The sequence below is a fragment of the Arachnia propionica genome, assembly GCF_003859805.1.
Taxonomy (GTDB): Bacteria; Actinomycetota; Actinomycetes; order Propionibacteriales; family Propionibacteriaceae; genus Arachnia; species Arachnia propionica_C.
This window is the reverse complement of record NZ_RQZG01000021.1, coordinates 1-15,597: the sequence shown is the minus strand read 5'-3', so window position 1 is coordinate 15,597 and position 15,597 is coordinate 1. Positions and strand designations below refer to the sequence as shown.

The 15,597-nt window shown below is 67.6% G+C and carries 13 protein-coding genes; 5 read left to right on the top strand and 8 right to left on the bottom strand.

Going from position 1 to position 15,597, the window contains the following annotated elements; all coding sequences use genetic code 11:
- Positions 1 to 13 precede the first annotated feature (13 nt).
- The 4 genes from EII34_RS14340 (at position 14) to EII34_RS14325 (ending at position 4,242) form a co-directional block, all read left to right on the top strand.
- Entirely contained in the window at positions 14 to 1,636 is a 1,623-nt protein-coding gene (locus EII34_RS14340) for a glutamate synthase-related protein (RefSeq protein ID WP_124845860.1), read from the top strand.
- 72 nt (positions 1,637 to 1,708) lie between these two features.
- Entirely contained in the window at positions 1,709 to 2,233 is a 525-nt protein-coding gene (locus tag EII34_RS16605; RefSeq protein WP_260425175.1) for a GNAT family N-acetyltransferase, read from the top strand.
- A 45-nt stretch (positions 2,234 to 2,278) separates the two neighbouring features.
- Positions 2,279 to 3,295, top strand: coding sequence for a hypothetical protein (locus EII34_RS16720; RefSeq protein WP_124845859.1), 1,017 nt, complete (start codon positions 2,279 to 2,281; stop codon positions 3,293 to 3,295).
- Complete coding sequence (locus EII34_RS14325) at positions 3,292 to 4,242, top strand: hypothetical protein (RefSeq protein WP_124845858.1); 951 nt, start codon at positions 3,292 to 3,294, stop codon at positions 4,240 to 4,242. Before EII34_RS16720 ends, EII34_RS14325 begins: the two co-directional genes overlap by 4 nt.
- Before the next feature lie 85 nt (positions 4,243 to 4,327).
- Here the strand turns inward: EII34_RS14325 and EII34_RS14320 are convergent, their stop codons facing one another.
- The 8 genes from EII34_RS14320 to EII34_RS14285 all read right to left on the bottom strand — a co-directional run bounded on the left by EII34_RS14320 (position 4,328) and on the right by EII34_RS14285 (position 14,547).
- A complete protein-coding gene (locus EII34_RS14320; protein ID WP_124845857.1) occupies positions 4,328 to 5,686 on the bottom strand; it encodes a hypothetical protein in 1,359 nt (452 codons plus the stop codon).
- 18 nt (positions 5,687 to 5,704) lie between these two features.
- Positions 5,705 to 7,003, bottom strand: a complete 1,299-nt coding sequence (locus EII34_RS16060) for a hypothetical protein (protein ID WP_185711361.1) — start codon at positions 7,001 to 7,003, stop codon at positions 5,705 to 5,707.
- 20 nt (positions 7,004 to 7,023) lie between these two features.
- A complete protein-coding gene (locus EII34_RS14310; protein ID WP_124845856.1) occupies positions 7,024 to 8,391 on the bottom strand; it encodes a hypothetical protein in 1,368 nt (455 codons plus the stop codon).
- A gap of 28 nt (positions 8,392 to 8,419) precedes the next feature.
- Positions 8,420 to 9,772 (bottom strand): hypothetical protein, encoded by a 1,353-nt coding sequence (locus tag EII34_RS14305; protein WP_124845855.1) that lies wholly within the window; start codon positions 9,770 to 9,772, stop codon positions 8,420 to 8,422.
- 20 nt (positions 9,773 to 9,792) lie between these two features.
- Entirely contained in the window at positions 9,793 to 11,253 is a 1,461-nt protein-coding gene (locus EII34_RS14300; protein WP_124845854.1) for a hypothetical protein, read from the bottom strand.
- A gap of 10 nt (positions 11,254 to 11,263) precedes the next feature.
- Positions 11,264 to 12,595: a hypothetical protein gene (locus EII34_RS14295; protein ID WP_124845853.1), complete on the bottom strand. Its 1,332-nt coding sequence runs from the start codon at positions 12,593 to 12,595 to the stop codon at positions 11,264 to 11,266.
- A gap of 70 nt (positions 12,596 to 12,665) precedes the next feature.
- A complete protein-coding gene (locus EII34_RS14290) occupies positions 12,666 to 13,766 on the bottom strand; it encodes a carbohydrate kinase family protein (RefSeq protein ID WP_124845852.1) in 1,101 nt (366 codons plus the stop codon).
- A 349-nt stretch (positions 13,767 to 14,115) separates the two neighbouring features.
- A complete protein-coding gene (locus EII34_RS14285) occupies positions 14,116 to 14,547 on the bottom strand; it encodes a hypothetical protein (protein WP_124845851.1) in 432 nt (143 codons plus the stop codon).
- Positions 14,548 to 15,077: 530 nt separating this feature from the next.
- On the opposite strand from EII34_RS14285, the gene EII34_RS14280 reads away from it, so the two are divergent.
- Positions 15,078 to 15,597, top strand: a 520-nt coding sequence (locus EII34_RS14280; RefSeq protein ID WP_124845850.1) for a transposase family protein, incomplete at its 3' end; no start/stop codon positions are given.

Below are 15,597 nucleotides of genomic sequence, written 5' to 3'. Positions count from 1 at the left end.
TTGGCGTCGGTGCATGTCCGTCGACACCGCAGTCCCGCTGTTCCCACTGGATTCCCTGACCCCGGGTGACACACGGCACGCCGTGGTGTTCGGGGCGGACCTCGTGGTCATCCGTCCCGAGACCGAACCTGAGAGCGTCATCGCACTGTACGGCAGATGCCAGCACCGCGGGGCGCTGCTCGCTGACGGGGCCCTGACCAAGGACCACGTCAGCTGCACCCTCCACGGCTCCACCTACGAGATCTGCACGGGGAGGAACATCGCCTATCCCGGTCACGACCTGGCCCGGTTCACCGCGGGGGTGGCCGCGGGCCAGGTGTGGGTCGACGGTGCGGAGGTCTCCGAGTGGGCACGCAACCATCCGCAACGTTTCGACCGCTCCGCCTTCCAGGGCGAGTATGCCGACTTCACGGGCACCCCCGACGAACCCCGCCGCGACGAGATCCACGCCCTGGCGGCCCACGGGCTGGAGCGGGTGGGTCACCACGGTCCCGTCACCGCGATGGGGGTCCCGGGGCCTGAGCTGCCCCGGTGGGACGACCTGCAGCTGTTGACCGCGCAACTGGCCAGGCTGCCGCTGCTGGACGACGACCCCGTCGGCACGGACGTGGTGATCGGGCCTCGCGCCCGGAGACCGCTGCGCCTGGAGATCCCTCTGTTCGTCTCGGACATGAGTTTCGGGGCGCTGTCCGCGGAGGCCAAGGTGGCCCTCGCCGCCGGGGCCGAGGCCGCGGGGACCGGGATCTGTTCCGGTGAGGGCGGGATGCTGGAGGCCGAGCAGCAGGCCAACTCGCGTTACTTCTACGAGCTGGCCTCCGGTCGGTTCGGGTTCTCGTGGGAGAAGGTGGCGCGCTGTCAGGCCTTCCACTTCAAGGGTGGTCAGGCCGCCAAGACCGGGACGGGTGGGCACCTGCCGGGTCACAAGGTGACCCCTGAGATCGCCCGGGTGCGTGGCCTGCAGCCCGGGGAGTCGGCCATCTCCCCGGCCCGGTTCCCTGACCTGACGAGCATCGACGACTTCCGGGCCGTCGCGGAGCAGGCGCGGGAGGCAACCGGTGGCGTCCCGATCGGGTTCAAGCTGTCCGCCCAGCACATCGAGGCCGACCTGGACGCGGCCCTGGAGGTCGGGGTGGACTACGTCATCCTCGACGGTCGTGGCGGCGGTACAGGAGCGGCCCCGTTGATCTTCCGCGACCACATCAGTGTTCCCACCATCCCGGCGCTGGCCCGGGCCCGAGCGCACCTGGACAGGGTGGGGGCGAACGACGTGACGCTCGTCATCACCGGTGGGCTGCGCACCGCCCCCGACTTCATCAAGGCCCTGGCCCTCGGGGCGGATGCCGTTGCGGTGTCCAATTCCGCCATGCAGGCCATCGGGTGTCTGGCGATGCGGGCCTGTGAGACCGGCCGTTGCCCCGTCGGGATCGCCACCCAGGACCCGGTGCTCCGGTCCCGGCTCCCCGTGCAGCAGGCGGCGGCCCGCCTGACCCGGTTCCTCACCTCGACGGTGGAGCTGATGCAGGTCATGGCCCGGGCCGCAGGGCACGACCACCTCAACCGGTTCACCCGCGACGATCTGACCACCTGGCATCCCGAGATGGCGTCACTGTCCGGGGTTCGTTTCGCCGGGGTGTGACCCGTGCAGGGTTCGGCAAGGCTGCACTCACCTGATTGTTGATTTTTCAATTACCGATGTTAATGTGTCGGAATGACTCGTAAAACCTACACAGGTGACCTGGTGGACGTGTCCTTCGACCGCGAGGTGTGCCGTCACGCCGGGGAGTGCGTGCGCGGCATGCCCGAGGTCTTCAACGTCAATGCCCGGCCCTGGATCAATGCACCCGTGGCCGACACCGAGGAGAAGGCCCGACTGCTCGTCGAGGTCGTCGGCCGGTGCCCCACCGGGGCGCTGCGGATCGAACGCTTCGAGCAGCCAACCGGCTCAGAGGAGCCGAGCGTCACCCACGACGAGGAGGCGAGGCGCTACGAGGTGCGGCTGGGTGATGAGCTCGCCGGTTTCGTCGACTACATCCTGAGTGAGGGCCGCATCACCTTCACCCACACCGAGATCGATCCGGCCTTCGAGGGTCGCGGGCTCGGCTCGGCCCTGATCCGGGGCGCCCTCGACGACGTCGCCGCGAATCCCGAGGGACGCAGGGTGCAGCCGCTGTGCCCCTTCGTCAAGGGCTGGATGCAGCGTCACCCGGAGTACCTGGAGCTCGCCCGTCGCTGACCCCCGGCCCGCCCTGCGGTCGTGTCGGCTCCTATCCTTGTCCGCATGGACGTCAAGCTGGACGAGGTGCTGCTGACCACGCCGGTGACCGAGCTGGGTGAGCACACCCTCATCGAGTTCGACGACGGCCGCTGCATCCTCACCCGCAGGACCTGGCCCGCCCGCGCAGGCGGTGGGCCGGAGGACCTGCGGCTGCGCGGACACGGCTGGGACAGCGGGATCAAGGGCGTCGACCCGGCGCGCAGCGTCGCCGATGTCGCCTCCTTCGCAAGGCGGGCCGAACCGAGGCGGGCCTTCCGGCTGCCACCCGGGGAGCTGACCTTCGAGCTCTCGGGGCTCGAGGGGAAGCAGGCGGCGCTGGCGGCGGCCTCCATCCTGGGCTGTGTCCTGGCCGGGGGTGGTGCCCTGATCGGACAGGGGTACGGCGAGCTGGGGCGCAGCGGGCTCATCCTCGGGGTGCTGCTGTTCGTGCTGCTGCTCGGGCCCTCGATCCACCTCGCCACGAAGGTGGTGCGCTCCGGGGAGATCCTCTACCGCACCGGGAGCGGACGGTCGGCACTGTCCACCCTGCCGCTGCCGCTCGACGTCGCCACCGCCATCCGGCAGGTGGACGAGGTGAAGGAGACCTACGGGCGGCTGCTGTCGGACCTGGCGTACCGGATCTCCAATCCGGCGCTGTTCGACGCGGCCTCACCGGAGACCGAGGCCCTCACCCTGGCGTTGTTCGACTGGGACACGACCTTCAACCACCTCGACGACCCGGCGCGGGTGCGGCTGGCCAGCCGCATCGTCGCATCCTTCCGCCAGGCCCGCGACCACGCGGAACGCGTCGGCATGGATCATCTGCCGGACGACTGCCGGGGCCAGGCGGAGAAGGCGCTGAAGGCGGCGCAACTGGCGGGCGACCCGAACGCCACCCCGGGGGAGCGGGAGGTCGCACTGCGGACGGCGGTCAAGATCCTGGACCAGGTGGCGCTGTACTACCTGCCGACGGGCCTCGAGGCGCGGGAGGCGTTGGAGGGACGACGGCTGCGGCAGTTGCCGGGCAGGAGCACATCGTGACACCTCAGGCCTGGACGCAGCTCGATCCCGGGACCCGGATCCTCGACATCGTGCCCGCCACGGTGCTGGTGTTCACCGACACCGAGTCGCGGCTGGTCTCCCTGGTCAACGAGGGGAACCAGGTCTGCAGCCTGTCGGTGGTCGGCGCGAGTGGGATGCGTCTGCTCGGGCTCCTGGAGGCCGATGAGGTGGTCGGGGGGTTGACACAGCGGGTGCTGGGGCTGCCCAACGGACGATGCGTGCTGTTGCCTCCCCTGGTGCGGGTGAGCCCTCCGCAGTGGGTGTGGACCACCTCGATCCTGGGGACGGTCGCTGTGACGGTGCTCCTGACGTTCCTGCTCCGTGCCCCACTGCTCCTCCTCCCGGGACTGCTGCTCGCGCTGGTGCTGATCCCGGTGATGATCGGCACCGTCCTCAGCCGTTTCGAGGTGCTCGGGCAGCGGAAGCGCGGGATCATCGGGGCGGCGTCGCTGCACGCCTGGGCGCGACGGATGGATCCGAAGGACCCACCACAGGAGTTGCCGGTGGAGCCGCCGCTGACCCCGGAGCAGCGGGCGGAGCGGGTCCGGCAGGAGTACGGCCGGTTGCGCACGGATCTGGTGTACCGGTTGGAGAATCCCGCGCTGTTCGACCCGGCGGTGCCAACGACGGCAGCCTTCGAGGCAGCCCTGGTGGAGTGCGATGACGAGGTGTCGTTCCAGACCGCGAACCGGCTGGAGGTGCGGTTCAACCTGGCCCGGCAGCATGCGGAACGGGTGGGGCTGGGACATGTCGACGATGTTCATCGTGACGAGGTGGCCCGGGCCGTGAAGGTCGCGAGGCTGGCGGTCGGGGCGTCGTCGACGGGGGAGCGGGCGACGGCGTTGGGCCAGCTGCAACGCATCCTCGACGGCCTGGCGCTGTACTACCTGCCGGCCAGGACGAACCTGGCCGAACTGGAGGGCTGAGGAGGCCAGCCGCTGCAAACGTGCGGCGCGTTGTCCTTGGGAGCGCTCCCAGCAGCAACGCGCCGCACGTTTGCAGCGCTTTGCGTCAGTCCAGCCACGTCGTAGCGCGGAAGAACCTGGTCCAGGAGATGCACCCCCAGCGTGTGACGGCTCCGATGTCACTTCCCAGCACGCGCGGCGGCACGGAGTGCTCGGCGAGGACCTCTCCCGAGTCGAGGCGGCGCAGCGTCAAGGTGGTGGCCCTGTCGTCGCCGTGCCAGGTGTAGAGGACGTCCCCCAGCACCGCGACCCCGGTGCTGACTGCCCTGTCCGCTGCCAGCTCGAGGCTCGGCTCCGGCGCTCCGGGCAGCCACACCGTGAGGCCTTCGCCGTACCGGGAGGCGATGATGACGCGGGGCTCGGTGAAGGTCCCGGGCCATGAGGTGAACACGTCCACCAGGTCCTCCACCCTTCCGGCCCGGGGCGTCACGTCGACCCGTTGGCCGGTACGCATGTTGACCGCGACGAGCCCTGCCGTCTGATCGTGCTTCCGTTCCACGTGGTGGAGCCAGTCGCCGATGACCAGGGCCTTTGTCGAGCTGGTGGTCACCCTGACGCCGTCGGCCAGACGGACCAACTCCTTGCCGGAGTTCAGCGACGAGGTCACGAGGACTGCCTGCCCGGCGGATGACACCGACCGGACCTCCTGGCCGATGTACAGGGCACGGGCGTCGAACTCCACCCCCAGCTCGGCGGTGCTGAGCCGGAGCCCCATCCAGCCGGTGCCGATGCCGGACGTGGTGCTCACCTCGGCGCCACCGGCCAGGAGCAGGGAGGTGCCGTCCTCGGTGAAGGACAGGGCCGCATCCTTCAGGGAGCGGGCCTCGACGTCGTCGCTGACGGTGGTGGAGGCGACGACGGCACCGTCGTCGAGCCGGATCTTGAACAGCATCACCGGGCATCGCAGATCCGTGGGAGTGCTGGACGGGGTGCCCTCGAACTGGCCGGGGGCCTCGAGTGGCACCACCCCGGCGACGATGTAGGCGTGGGTGTCGTCGATCACGGCAGGCCCTTGGATCATCGCGGTGAGGGCAGTCCGGGACAGCCGTGTCGTCGGGGGGCCGAATTCCTTCTTCGGCGTGACCGGTTTCGTGATCCAGGTGCCGTCGTCGTCGAGGAGCAGTGCCCGGGTGGTGAGACCGGCCACGTCCACCACGACGGGCACCCAGCCGTGGGCGAAGGCTCGCTCTGCGTCGGGCACCACCGTCATCGCGACGAGATGACGGTCCTTGACCGCTGTGAACTCGGTCCAGGACTCGACACCCTCCCATGCCGGGGAGGCGGCGAAACCGATCGGGAATTCCCCGGACGGGTCATCGGCGGCCTGCGGGTCGCCCGGGGTGCACCCGGTGACGGTGCATCCGGCCATGGCGGTGGCCAGGGTGAACAGGTCCCGGCGTCGCATCGTGCTCCTCATCATCTCTCAGAACCACTCGTTGGCGGGGAAGAAGTGATACGCATCGGCAGCGCCCCATGCGCTCACGGCGAAATCTGACCTGCTCTGCCAGGGAAAGGAGCTGAGGATCTCCCCGGAGTCCACGGAACGGACCTCCAGGAAATCGCTGGACCGGCTGTACAGGGTGGCGCCGAAGACCGAGCTCTCGAAGGGGACAGGATGCTCGTCCTGCTTCCACTGGAGCACCGGGGAACCCTCCCCGGGGAGCCACACGGAGAACTGCTCGGGCTTCTCGCCGAGGTGGCTGATCGTCAGGTGTTCAGACGTGGACCAGACCGCCAGGAAACGCGGCCTCCTGAAGTGGCGGAGATCGTCCCGGTGGAGGTCAGGGACGGGGGTCTCCGCGCCGGTGGTGAGGTCACGCAGCATGACCTGTTCCGAGGCGGCCGTGTCGTAGCACCACTGTCCGACGACGACACCGCCCCCGAAATGAGGCACTGTGAGGACCCGTCCGTCGGCCAGCAGCACCAGGTCCTTGTCATGCGTCGTGGTGGTGGTCCTCAGGGCTTCTCCGGCGACGCTGACCTGTGCTGTCGCAGGGATGAGGTCGTGGGCGTCGAACTGGACGGACAGGTCGGCGGCATCCAGACGCACCCCGATGAAATCAGCCGACCTCCGCGAGTCGCCATCACCGGCCACCAGCAGGCTGGTGGCATCAGCCGAGAAGCTGAGGGACATCATGCCCAGGCGTGAGGTGTCGAACCGCTCGCTGAGCAGTGCCGAGGCGTCGACGTTGCCGTCGCTGAGCCGGATCTTGAGCAGGTGGACGACGGCCAGGGTCCCGGTGGATCGGGCGACGACGAGCCAGGCGTGGTCGTCGTCCGTGATGGCGGGCCCCATGGCCAGGGGCTGTCCCAGGTCCGGGTGCTCCTCGTCGGGGTCCAGGTGCTCGGCCAGGAGGTCCAGGTCCACGTCGCGGGTGGTGAAGGTGTCGTTCCCGTCGGTCAGCACCACGCGGGTGGTGGGGCCGGTGACGTCCACCACGACGGGGTAGGAGTGTGCTTCGTCCCTGGGCACGGCGGCACACAGGTGGTGTCGGTGGAGGGCCGTGATCCGGGTGCTGATCGGGATGTCCGGCCACTGCGGGGTCGCCAGGAAGGACCTCGGGACGGCGTCCGGACCGGGTGGGGCGAACGACAGCGGCGGGGCGTCCGCGGGCAGTGTGGGGCCGGGCGGGATGGAGGGTCTGGGGACAGACCCTGGGACGCTGCCGCACGCGGGCAGCGCCAGGGCGGCACCGGCGAGGAGGAGGTGTCGTCGTCGCATGGGGGTCTCCGGTCGTGGGGTCAGCTGGGGGAGGCGGTCGGGGTGGGGGACTGGTCGAGCCAGCGGGTGGCCAGGACGAACGAGTCCTCGCTGGTGACACCCCAGGGGGTGATCGCCTGGACCCCTGAGGACAGGAACGCGTTCTCGACATGACGTGCCAGGGGTTCCGCATCGCCCAGCCGCCAGATCTCCTGGATGTGGCTGGCGCCGTTCTCGTACCAGATGTGCATCAGGTCGCCGAGGACGGCCACGCCGTGGGGAACCCGATCTCTCCCGGTGCTGCTCCAGGCCGGGGTGTGCTCGCCCGGACGCCACACCATCAGGTGCTCCTCGTGCTTGAAGTCGATCACGGCGGTGGCTCCCGAATGGATCCGAGGCCACGTCGGTGATGCCGTCGCTGAATCGGGGATCTCGGTCTGCTGGCCGGACACGAGATCAGCCACCACCAGGTGGGTGTCGTCCCTGTTGCCTCGGAGCAGCCACAGCCAGGTGCCGATCACGATGCCCCCGGCCAGGTCCAACTGGTGGCTGCTGCCATCGCTCAGCAGCACCAGCTCCGCCGTCGGTTGTCCCTCCGCGAGGACGATCACCCCTTGCCCAGCGGGTGTCACCTCCACGACCTGCCGGTTCAGGAACACGGTGCGGGCGTCGAACTCGACGGTGAGGTCGGCCGTCGTGATCCGCATCCCGACCCAGTCGGTACCGCGGTCTCGCCGGTCGGGGACGGTTCCGCCCGCCAGCAGCAACCTTGTGCCGTCCTCGCTGAACGACAGATGAAGGTGTTCCTCGACGGCCCGTGCCGGGTGGGAGTCACTGACGGTCAGGGAGGCGACGACGGCACCGTCGGTGAGACGAAGTTTGAGCAGCACCACCTGGCATGGCACATCCTCCTTGAGTGAGACACCCATCACCCGTTCCGACCGGGGCTCCTCGAAGATCCTCACCCCGAGGACCAGATAGGCGTGCTGGTCGTCGATGGCGGCCGGCCCGGCGACGAGACCGGTGTGCGCCGACCGGGGTTCCCGGTCCTTCGTCTCCAGAGGCTCGAGTTTCACCCTTCGCGTTCGCCACGCACCCTTGTCATCGACGACGACGACCCAGGTGGTGGGTCCGGTGAGGTCGACGAGCACGGGCGCCCAGCCCCCGAGGAACACCTGCTGGGCCTTCGGCACCGAGGCCATTCCGGTGAGGTACCTGTCCTTGACGGCGGTGATCCGGCTGTCCAGGATTGACGTGCTCGGTGGCCAGACCCTGCCGGTCGCGAAGTGACTGGGGAACCCCTCCGGGCTGGGGGCGTCGACGGGGTCGGGGCCGTCGTCGGAGCAACTGGTTGCTCCCAACGCAACGCTGATGAGGGCGCTGGTGGTGAGGAAGTCGCGGCGTTTCATCTTTCTCCTGACAAGACCGGTGAGGTGGTCAGCGGTCGGGGAACCAGTCCTGGGCGAGCCGGAAGCGGCTCGTCGTGGCGATACCCCACGGGGTGACGGCCACATCCCAGCTCCTGAGCGCTTTCGGGATGGTGTTGAGGACCTCGCCGGTGTCGAGCGCATACAGGGTCAGAAGACCGTCATCGACGTGGGGGCTGCCGAGGTAGAGGACCCCGCCCAGCGCGGCACGGGTGTGCACCGTCAGCTCTTGATAGGGGGCGTTCATCGTGAAAAGTGGGCTGGCGGAACTCGGCAACCAGACGGAGAACCGGGGATTCTCCAGCGGATCCTCGATGACGTAGAGCTCCTGCTGCACGGACCAGATCGCCGGATGTCGCATGTCGGACAGGTCCTCGAACCGGAAATCGGGCACTGCCGTCTCCTCTGCCGTGTCGAGGTTGCGCAGTCGAACCTCTTTCCTGGTCCCATCCCAGTAGCGGCACCAGCTGCCGTGGACCTGCGCTAAGGCAGACCGCTCCGCTTCCAGCACTTCACCACGGTCCAGCAGCACCACGGATTCATGGAGTTCATCATCACTGAAGCGCAGGGCGTCGCCGGAGGAGGACACGGACGAGATCGAGGGTGGGGCCACGGTGTGTGCGTCGAACTGGATGGCCAGGTCCGCTGCATCAAGGCGCAGCCCGATGAAATCGGCACCGAGGGACGGGTGGACGAGTTGACCGTGCACGAGCAGGCCGGAGCGATCCTCGGTGAACCGGAGCTTCACGCGGTCGGCCATCGGCCCGGCCGGTGTGTGCTCGCCGAGCTTGGTGACGGCCTCGACCTGACCGTTCGACAGGCGCACCTTCACGAGATGGACCACGGCCTGGGCCTCGGCCCCGGGTTGGTCCACCTCGTAGGGCTCCCCGACGACGAGCCAGGCGTGGCTGTCATCCAGGACGGCGGCCCCGAGGGTGAGATCCGGGCCGAGGGTCGAATCGTCCTCATCCGCCAGGGAGGCGAGGTCCACCTCACGGGTGTGGAAGTTCCCGTTCCCGTCCGTGAGCAGCAGCCGTGTCGTCGGTCCCGTGACATCGACCACGGCGGGCATGTGGAGCTGTTGTCCCATCAGGTCGACACGGGAGGCCCGGGGAAGTCCGGTGCACAGATGATGCTGATGGACTGCTTTGATGTGCGATCCGATGTCGGCATCCGGCCAGACGGGCTGGTTCTGGAAGGAACGTGGGACGGCGTTCGGGTGGGGAGGCCCTGAGAGCCGGGTGACTGAGGAGCCGGGGGGTGGCGCAGCAGGCGAGATCGAGGGGGGAGGGGCCAAGCCGTCGCTGCCGCACGCGGACAGCGTCAGGGCGGCACCGGCGAGGAGGAAGTGTCGTCGTCGCATGGGGTTCTCCGGTCGTGGGGTCAGCTGGGGGAGGCGGTCGGGGTGGGGGAGGGGGACTGGTCGAGCCAGCGGGTGGCGGGGAAGAACTCCTCCTTCGTCACCAGACCCCAGGTGCTCACCGCCTCGACGTCGTGGCGGGCATACGGAGGTCCTGCGATCTCGGCAATCGGTTGGGTCTGTCCGATCGGCATGACCTGCAGTACGACCGACCCGTCGTTCTCGACCAGGGCGTAGAGGAAATCCCCGAAGGTCGCGGCAGCCCACGGTGGCTGGCCCTGGGAGCTCTGCCAGGTGAACCGGGGTTCGGTGTCCCCGGGCGCCCACACCGCCAGGTGGGTGCGCATGCTGAAGTCGAGGAGAAGGGGTTGATCCGAGAAGACCGTGGCCCACTGGGGAAGATCGAGCTCGGGATCCGGAAGGTCGCTCTCCTCCCCGGAGGTCATGTTCACCACGTACTTCCGTGTCGTCGTGGCGGTTCGCTCCCGATGGGTCTGCTCCAGGTACACCCAGTCACCGACGACGAGGGCCCCTGCCGGGTCATCGGGGAGCGGGGTCGTCCTGCCGTCATGGGGATATCGTTTCCCGGTCTCGAGGGAGATCACCTCCCGTTGCGGTGTGAGCGGGGAGGCGACAACGACTCCTTGGCCAACGGCATCCACGTCATCGAACGTCCTGGTGCCGTAGTGGGTGTGCGCGTCGAACTCGACGCCGAGATCGGAGGTGGAAAGTCGCATCCCGATCCAGTCCGCGTCGGAGGAGGGCAGGTTGATTCCGTGGCCACCCGAGATCAGCAGGGAACTGCGATCCCTGGAGAAGGACAGGCGCAGCTGATCCGCCATGGCGGGGACGGAGTAACGCTCGCTCACCGTCTGCGAGGCGACGACCACCTTGTCGCTGAGGCGGATCTTCACCACCACCACGTGGCAGAGTTCCGAGGGACTGTAGGAGTTCGCGTTCCGCACCATCGTCTCGGGTGACTCCCACGCGACGACCCCCACGCAGAGGTAGACGTGGTCGTCGTCGAAGACCACCGGACCTTCGACGAGTCCGGTGAGCGCAGTTCCCGGGTCCTCGGGTTTCTTGTCGTCGTACCCCTTGAGCTCCACCTGCCAGGTCGTCCAGGCGCCGGTCTCGTCGATGAGCAGTGCCCACGTGGTGGGGCCGGTCACGTCGACCAGCACGGGAACCCACCCCCCGGAGAAGACCCCTTGGCCTTCCCACACCAGGGTCATGCCGGTGAGGTACTGGTCCTTGACGGCCGTGATCACGGCCATCGTCCTCACCTCTGGCCAGGCTGGCCTGTCGGCGAAGTCGACGGGGATCTGGCCGGGAGCCGGAGCGGGGGAGGGGGAGGGGGTCGGCGGAGGAGGCGTGGCGCTGCACCCGGTGAGACCGAGAGCAGAGCAGCCGAGGAACGCTGTCGTCGCGAGGAGGAGGTCACGGCGACGCAGCGGCCGGTCAGGTCCTGTGGGTGTCATCATGCCTCGATCCTCAGGTGGTCAGCCAGCCATCGGCAGGAAGGAAGACGCCTCCGGTGGCGATGCCCCAGGCGGTGATGCCCATGCCGTTGCCGAACACACTGCGTGGCACGGTGGCGATCACCTCTGCGGTGTCGATCCTGCGGAGGGTCAGGGCGCCGTCATCCACGTGAGGACTTCCTGAGAGGAGGACGTCCTGGAAGACCACGGCCCCTGCCGGAGGAAGATGCTCCTCCTCCCACTGGAGGGAGGGTTCGCTGGTCCCGGGGGTCCAGACCGTGAGACGTCTTCTGCTCTCGCCGCCCCCGATCGAGACGAACGTCGATCGTCGGGTCCATGGTCCCGGGGTACGGAAATTCGCGATGTCCCGGCCGCTCAGCCCCGTCACCTGCTGCTCCTCGCCGGTGGCGAGGTTCCGCAGGACGGAGCTTCCCGTTGCATCCAGGTGGAGGTGGAAGTCGTCGAAGACGTAGGCACCCAGATCCCCGGACGTCTCCAACGAGGTGCCGTCCTTGAGCATGACCAGATGGCTTCCGCTCTGGTCCCCGTGGACATGGATGGCGGCCCCCGCTGGCCATGACGACGAGATGTCCGAGGGCATGACATCGAGGATGTCGAACTGGGTGGACAGGTCCGTCGCGCTCAGGTTCTTCCCGATGAAATCAGCGCTCCCCAGGCTCGTGGCAGCGATGAGGATGCTGGAGTGATCCGTCGAGAAGGAGAGGTTCAGCTCCTCCTCCAGGAAGGTCAGCCTGAAGTTCTCCTGCAGGACGGCAGCGGCCTCGACCTGACCGTCGGAGAGCCTGACCTTGACGAGGTGGGCGACCCCGAGTTCCGGTGTCGATCGCTCCTGCGACCTCTTCGGGGCGACGACCACGAGGTACGCGGCGGCATCGTCCAGGATGGCGGGGCCGCAGAGCAGCTGGGGCCCGAGCTCGGGGCGTTCACGTGAGGCCTCGGCCTCGACCTCGTCGAGGTCCGCCTCGACGGTGCTGAACCTCCCGGCATCATCCAGGAGCAGCAGCCGTGTGGTGTGCGTGCTGAGATCAACGATGACGGGGAAGTCCATCTGCTCGACGGAACGGTCCTGGCGTCGGATGCTGCCGCACAGGTGATGGTCGTGCAGCGCCGTGATCGTCGAGGGGATGCCCACGCTCGGCCAGGCGCGCGATTGCGAGAACGAGTTCGGGACGGCATCCGGGCCGGGTGGTGATGCAACGGGTGCAGCCGAGGAAGGGGCCGACGGCACAGGCCCCAGGGTGGGGCGAAGGGTTGTCGGGGTGTTGCTCGTGCACGCCTGCATGGAGAGGGCGGCTCCGATGAAGAGCAGATCGCGTCGTCGCATGGCACTTTCAGTGGTTTCTGCCCGGTGACGGCCACCGGGTCGACATGAAGAAGTGTAGGAGGGTGAAGGGTCAGTGATGGATGCTCAGATCGGAGGGGATGGCGAAGGTGGCCTGCGCGCGTCGCACCCCCTGCAACGGGTGGTCGGGGAGGACCTCGGCGAGGAAGGTGTAGTCACGCAGGACGTGGGTGGCCTTGAGGTCGCCCTCCCGCGCCCGGGTCGAGATGCACTGGTACCAGTCGCTGATGTCGCCCCAGCCGGGGGCCGCCAGTGATCCCCCGAACTGCTGCACCGCCAACGACGAGCACAGTGACGCGAACCGCAGCCGCTGCTCCAGCGGCCAGGTGGCGAGGGTGCCCATCACGATGGCGGAGGCGAACACGTCACCGGCCCCGGTGGCGTCGATGGCCTGGACCGCGATGGCGGGGCAGTAGGCCTCCTCCCCGGTGGACTGGTCGATGGCGTAGGCCCCGGCGGCACCGTCGGTGACGATGGCCAGCGGCACCAGCTCGGCCAGTTCCCGCACCGCCTTCGCGGGTGAGTCGGTGCGGGTGTAGGCCATCGCCTCGACGGCGTTCGGGGTGAACCCGTGGCAGTGTTCCAGTGGGCGCAGCGTCGCCTTGTCCCAGCGGCCGGTCTCGTCGTAGCCGATGTCGGCGAACAGGATGGTGCCGCGCTGCCGAAGTGTCGGCCACCAGAACGTCTCACCACCGAGGTCGAGGACGGCGGCCCGGGATGTCGGGGCCTCCAGGATCCAGCGGTGCAGTGGTTCCGGGAGTTCGTGCATGTGGGTGACCATCGCGCGGTCACCGTCGACGGTCATGGCGACGGTGATGGCGGAGTGGAACGACTCGAAGCGGGGCGAGGAGCTGAGATCGATGCCCTCGTCCTTGCAGAGCATGTCCCACATCCAGTCGGCGTAGGCGTCGTCGCCGAAGCCCGCGACGAGTCCGGTGCGCAACCCCAGCCGGGCGAGCGCCGTCGAGAGGTTCGCGATCCCGCCGGGGCACGATCCCATGCCGAGCGCCATCCGCTCCTCACCGGGCCGGGGCATCTGGTCGAGGCCGGAGAAGATGAGGTCGAAGAAGACGGTGCCGGTGCTGAGCACGTCCAGCGGCGGGTCGTCGGCGGTACGGATGTCCGCCAGGGGATCGAACGTGGTCTGGCTCATGGCCGCCCCTTCCAACTCGCGCCCGGGAATGGGTGTCATCGGCAGTGTATCGAGGCGCGGATGAGGCGAGGCGGTGGGGCTGGCCCAAGGAGCTGCCTCACCCGCAGCCCCTGAACCCCTATCCGCGCACCCTCTTATGTCATTTTAGTGAGTTATCGGGCATGTTCTGGCCAAAACGTATAACTGATGCCCGAAAAGTCTATCCGAGCATCCCGAAGGGATGCCGGAGCCGACTGCCGGGACCGTGTGGTGGGGCGAACGGCAACGAGTAGTGGTGGAACGATCGCCGTCAGGGGGTCATCAGGGCGACCGCAGTGGATTCGCCTGGCCGCGCACCCTCTCAGCTGAACTACGCCTCCTGGGAGTTGCCCTCATCGTTGATGTTCATCGGGAGATGGTCTGCGGTATCAGGGTCTGCCCGGGTGTAGATGACATCGCTGTCGAGATCCGACTGCGACGTCCGGTTGGCGGCAGATGGGTCCTTCTTCTGGTAGATTCCTGCGCTCAGCCCTGTCACGTAGTACTGGGATGCAAGCTCTCCGGGGAGATTGCTTGGGGTCAGGTAGAGCAGGTACTCCTCGCCTTCGGTCAAGAGTTCCGTTGGTGCGCTCTGAGCTACTGCTCCGGTTTGACGGACCATGATCGTTGGTGCAGGGGTGCCCTTGATGGTGCTATGAACATTGAACTGGGTGATCGTGAAATCCAGATCGGGGTCCAGGTCTCGCGCCACGGTCTGGGATTCGGCAACCCCTGTCACGATGAGCGCGCTGTCCTTGATCAACTCGTCCTGTGAGGAGTATAGATCTTGGTTCGAGTCGCTGAGATGTGACGTTCCTCAGGTGTCTGGGGAGTGCAGCCTGCGCTGAGCAGGAGTGTGGTGATGATGATGGTGGCTTGAATGGTGCGTGAAAGACCTCGCATTGTCATCCCCTTTCAGTAGAGGTGTCTGGGCGTTATTCACGAGGGCTATTTGTGCATCTAAAGCACTCCCTTGATGGGGCATCGACTGTTTCCTGAGGGAATGGGTATTGGAAAATGTCCGTATCTCTCGAGGAAGCAGTCGATGCGTCACGCATTCTACTGCAGGTCTTCCCGTGGCGGTGGTTCAGGAGATCGTGGCCCGGGTCTGGGACGTCGCCCAGGGTCGAGGACTTGACTTCACCCGCCACAAGACCGCTCTACCGGCAGGTGGTGATCTGTCTGATGCTTGCGGTGAGAACATGTCCCAGATGGTCATTGCTGACCTGGTCGGGGTGTCCCAACCAACGATCTGCCGGATCAGGGTGGTGAATCACCGAGGTCCTGGAGACGGTGCTGGTGTTGACCAGCGGTGGCCTGACCGATGCGATCCAGCAGGGACACCTCCTGCTGGTCGATGGCACCTACATCCCGACCGGGAGCCGCCCAGCAAGCGGGCAAGGGGCTGCGAACCACTCCGGGAAACGGAAGGTCCAGTGCCTCAGCATCCAGGTCGCAGCCACCGACCGGGGTGACCTCGTGGCTGTCTCTGACCCGTTCCCCGGTGCCCGTCACGACGCCAGGGGCATCCAGGAGTGCGGCTGGAGTGACCTCCTCGCCGAAGCGAAGGCCTGCTGGATCGCTGACAGTGCCTGCACCGCAACCACCGCCCTCACCCCGGTCAAGAAGAAACCCAACCACCCCAGAACCGAGTGGGAGAAACAATTCAACAAGACCATCGCCGGTATCCGCGCCAAGGTCGAACACTGCATCGCCCACCTCAAGAACTGGAAAATACTCGCCACCGGCCACCGAGGACGCCTCAACGAACTCCCCGCCATCATCCGGATCGTCACCCAACTCGAACTCCTGA

Excerpts from the sequence above, each read along its gene's own strand:
- EII34_RS14300 (WP_124845854.1), bottom strand. The coding sequence starts at position 11,253 with ATGATGACACCCACAGGACCTGACCGGCCGCTGCGTCGCCGTGACCTC.
- EII34_RS16060 (WP_185711361.1), bottom strand. The coding sequence starts at position 7,003 with ATGCGACGACGACACCTCCTCCTCGCCGGTGCCGCCCTGGCGCTGCCC.
- EII34_RS14290 (WP_124845852.1), bottom strand. The coding sequence starts at position 13,766 with ATGAGCCAGACCACGTTCGATCCCCTGGCGGACATCCGTACCGCCGAC.
- EII34_RS16605 (WP_260425175.1), top strand. The coding sequence starts at position 1,709 with ATGACTCGTAAAACCTACACAGGTGACCTGGTGGACGTGTCCTTCGAC.
- EII34_RS14340 (WP_124845860.1), top strand. The coding sequence starts at position 14 with ATGTCCGTCGACACCGCAGTCCCGCTGTTCCCACTGGATTCCCTGACC.
- EII34_RS14310 (WP_124845856.1), bottom strand. The coding sequence starts at position 8,391 with ATGAAACGCCGCGACTTCCTCACCACCAGCGCCCTCATCAGCGTTGCG.
- EII34_RS16720 (WP_124845859.1), top strand. The coding sequence starts at position 2,279 with ATGGACGTCAAGCTGGACGAGGTGCTGCTGACCACGCCGGTGACCGAG.
- EII34_RS14305 (WP_124845855.1), bottom strand. The coding sequence starts at position 9,772 with ATGCGACGACGACACTTCCTCCTCGCCGGTGCCGCCCTGACGCTGTCC.
- EII34_RS14295 (WP_124845853.1), bottom strand. The coding sequence starts at position 12,595 with ATGCGACGACGCGATCTGCTCTTCATCGGAGCCGCCCTCTCCATGCAG.
- EII34_RS14320 (WP_124845857.1), bottom strand. The coding sequence starts at position 5,686 with ATGCGACGCCGGGACCTGTTCACCCTGGCCACCGCCATGGCCGGATGC.